At 65.5% G+C, this 3,099-nt stretch carries 3 protein-coding genes; all 3 read left to right on the top strand.

Features of this window, described 5'->3' with window-relative positions; translation table 11 throughout:
* Position 1 precedes the first annotated feature (1 nt).
* The 3 genes from DBR34_RS14040 to DBR34_RS14050 all read left to right on the top strand — a co-directional run bounded on the left by DBR34_RS14040 (position 2) and on the right by DBR34_RS14050 (position 2,991).
* Positions 2–1,390, top strand: a complete 1,389-nt coding sequence (locus tag DBR34_RS14040; RefSeq protein WP_128097253.1) for an adhesin — start codon at positions 2–4, stop codon at positions 1,388–1,390.
* A 135-nt stretch (positions 1,391–1,525) separates the two neighbouring features.
* Complete coding sequence (locus DBR34_RS14045; RefSeq protein WP_128097251.1) at positions 1,526–2,224, top strand: C39 family peptidase; 699 nt, start codon at positions 1,526–1,528, stop codon at positions 2,222–2,224.
* Positions 2,225–2,232: 8 nt separating this feature from the next.
* Complete coding sequence (locus tag DBR34_RS14050; protein WP_128097252.1) at positions 2,233–2,991, top strand: hypothetical protein; 759 nt, start codon at positions 2,233–2,235, stop codon at positions 2,989–2,991.
* The last annotated feature ends 108 nt before the right edge of the window (positions 2,992–3,099 follow it).

The raw sequence follows: 3,099 nt of genomic DNA on the forward strand, positions 1-3,099 counted from the left end.
GCTGGCCATCGCCGCCGCGTCTGCATCCGCCGGCGCCAACGGCTGGGGCAACGACCGCGACAACCAGAACCAGAACGCGAACATCAACCACCTCCACAACGTGGTTGAAACGCGCACCAACACCAACACCGATACCAACACCGAAACCAATACGCTCACCGACTCGCGTACCTGGAACCGGACCCGCAACACCACCACCAACAGCAATTCCACCAGCAACAGCACCGTCAACAGCGACGTCACCCGCAACCGCACCGTGACGGTGAACGAGAACAGCAACATCCAGGCCGACGAGCGCAAGGAAAAGAACAACCACGGCGTCGACGTGAACCTGGAAAAGGACCTGCGCCTGAGCTCGGACATCAACTTCTCGGGTGATCCGGAAATCACCGGTGAGCTGGAAGTGAACTCGGCCGCGATCGCCGTGATCGACAACCGCCAGTCGATCACCAGCAACCAGGCGTCCAACTCGCTGCTGGAAAACAATGCGTCCATCAGTGAAAACGTCGGCCAGGATGCCTCCGGCAACCTCGGCTTCAACGTCGCCGCCGGTGACAACAACGCCCAGGACAACGCCGCCTCGCTGTCTGCGGCCGATGCCTCCTTCACCTTCGGCATGTCCGATGCGGAAGTGTTCGTGAACCAGTACGGCGCGGGCAACCTCACCGTCAACGAAGGCGTGGTCAACAACTCCAGCCTCAGCGGCAATGCCTTCCGCGATGCCAGCGGCAACATTGGCGTGAACAGCGCAGCGGGCAACAACAACGAGCAGAAGAACGCGCTCGCCGCCTCGGTGTCCACCGCGCGCATGGCGCAGTCGAGCATCAGCTCCAACCAGGTCTCCACCGGCAATGCCGTGAGCAACGAAGGCTATACGCGCGCCATGTCCGATACCACCGAAGTGACCATGCGTGGTCGCGTCGCCGGCGGTACGTTGGCCATCGGTGGCGGTGTCTACGAAGGCCGTGGCAACGCCTACCAGAAGGACAACTACTACCTGGATTCGTGGAGCGGTGAACTGCCGCATCCGGGCGGCAACAGCACCGGCCATCTCGACATGGACAGCGAGATCCAGAACGCGACCGCCAACCCGTATACGGACGGCGTGGGCGGCATCGCCTTCGACACCGACGAAGAAGGCCGGTTGGGCTTCATCGAAGTCGGGGCCGCGGACCTGTATGCCAGCCTCAGCGGCACCGTGCGCACCACCCGTTGGGTGAACGTCAATGCCGAGAACAACGCGTCGCTGTCCGGTGATGCGTTCCGCGGCGCCACCGGCAACATCGGCGTGAACGTCGCCTCCGGCTCGGGCAACCTGCAGGCCAACAGCCTGGCCCTGGCCGTTGCGCAGCCGGCCACCGGCGGTGGTGGCGGCGGCACCGGCGAGTAAGTCTGTCCGCTTTCGCAAGCAGTACGCGTTGAGCGCAACAAACCCGGCCATCCGCCAATGGCCGGGCTCCCGGGGGCCCCTGTCCCATTCTCCCCCTTTGGGGCAGGGGCTCCTTCCTTATCCGGAGCCACGCCAATGTTCAAGCACGCGCTGTACGGGTCGTTGTTGCTGCTGATGCTGCCGTTCGGCGCCGCGCGCGCCGGCGATGTCGGTTTCAGTGGCGTGCTGCCCAACGGTGCGGTGCTGACCCAGCGTGTGGAAAGCATGCAGGAACGGCGCTTCCGCAACGTGGTGCGGCAACACACCGATTACAGCTGTGGCGCGGCGGCCCTGGCTACGATCCTGCGGTACGCCTACCACCTGGAGGCGGACGAAGGGACGGTGATCGAAGGCATGATGGGGGTCTCGGACCCGCAACTGGTCCACCAGCGGGGGTTCTCGCTGCTGGACATCAAACGTTACGTTGAATCGATGGGCATGCGCGGACGCGGCTACCGCGTCAACGAAGAGCGCCTGCGCTCACTGCGCGTGCCCGGTCTGGTGTTGATGGATGTGCGGGGCTTCCGCCATTTCGTGGTCCTCAAGCAGGTCCGCGACGACGTGGTGGACGTGGCCGACCCGATCCTGGGCAACCGCAGCATTCCCGTCAGCGAATTTCTGCAGGCGTGGCCGTCGCGCGCCGTGTTCATCGTGATCGGCACTGACTTCGATCGCAACACGGTGCTGCTGCAGCCCGGCGAGCGGCCCAGTGCGCGCTCGCTGTATGCCCGGCAGGGGCCGATCACCGACGCGGAGTTGGTGGATTTCGGCTTCACCCATGCCGATCTGTTCTAGGAGGCACCATGAATATCGCACGCTGGACGCACGGTGTACTGCTCTTGGCCCTGCTGGGGGCCCTGCCGGCACATGCCGATGAAGGACGGCCCGGCAAGGGCCTCAGTGAAATTCCCGATCCCGAGCTGAACCTGATGCGCGGCCGCTACACGGTCAATGGCAGCAGCGTGGCGTGGTTCGGGGTCACCATGATCAGCCAATGGACCAGCGGCAACCAGGCGGCCACCAGCGCGCTCACCCTGGGCATGGATTTCCGGGCCGGGGGGGCGCCGAAAGTGAGCTTCACCCCGTCGGTCACGGTCACCGCCGCCGATGCGCCGCTGCCGGTGTCCACCGGCCGCAGCATCGACGCCAGTGGCCTGCAGAACGTGGCCGGGTTGACCCAGAGCATCCAGGTTGCCGGTGACGGCAACGTGGCCGGCAACACCACCCACCTCAACGTGCGCGAGGGCGATGCGCCCGCGCCGGCAGCGCAGGGCCAGCAGCTGGCCAGCGTGCAGCAGGGCGGGGTCAGCGCGGTGGCGCAGCTGGACGGCAACAACGCCAAGGTGCAGCTGCAGATCGAAGGTGTCGGCGCGGTACAGCAGTGGATCCGCAGCGGCAGTGTCGGGCAGAGCATCGCCCTGGGCAGCGACGGACAGACCGTGAGCAATCGCATGCAGATCGATCTTGTCCGGCAATCCCTCGCCAGCAACGTCCCGCTCAGCCAGAACGTGGCCCAGGCGATGACGCTGGTACGGGGTGTCGGCATGGGTCCCGGCCAGTAGTCCCCATGGCCGGGCAGGGGGAGTGACAACACAACGTGGGCCAAGGCAATGCACACCTCGACACGAGTAACACCGCTGGCGCTGGCGGCGCTGGCACTGATGGCTGCG

Source organism: Stenotrophomonas sp. HMWF003 (assembly GCF_003061285.1).
Classification (GTDB): domain Bacteria; phylum Pseudomonadota; class Gammaproteobacteria; order Xanthomonadales; family Xanthomonadaceae; genus Stenotrophomonas; species Stenotrophomonas maltophilia_AP.

Coding starts and splice junctions, on each gene's coding strand:
- DBR34_RS14045 (WP_128097251.1), top strand. CDS start 1,526: ATGTTCAAGCACGCGCTGTACGGGTCGTTGTTGCTGCTGATGCTGCCG.
- DBR34_RS14050 (WP_128097252.1), top strand. CDS start 2,233: ATGAATATCGCACGCTGGACGCACGGTGTACTGCTCTTGGCCCTGCTG.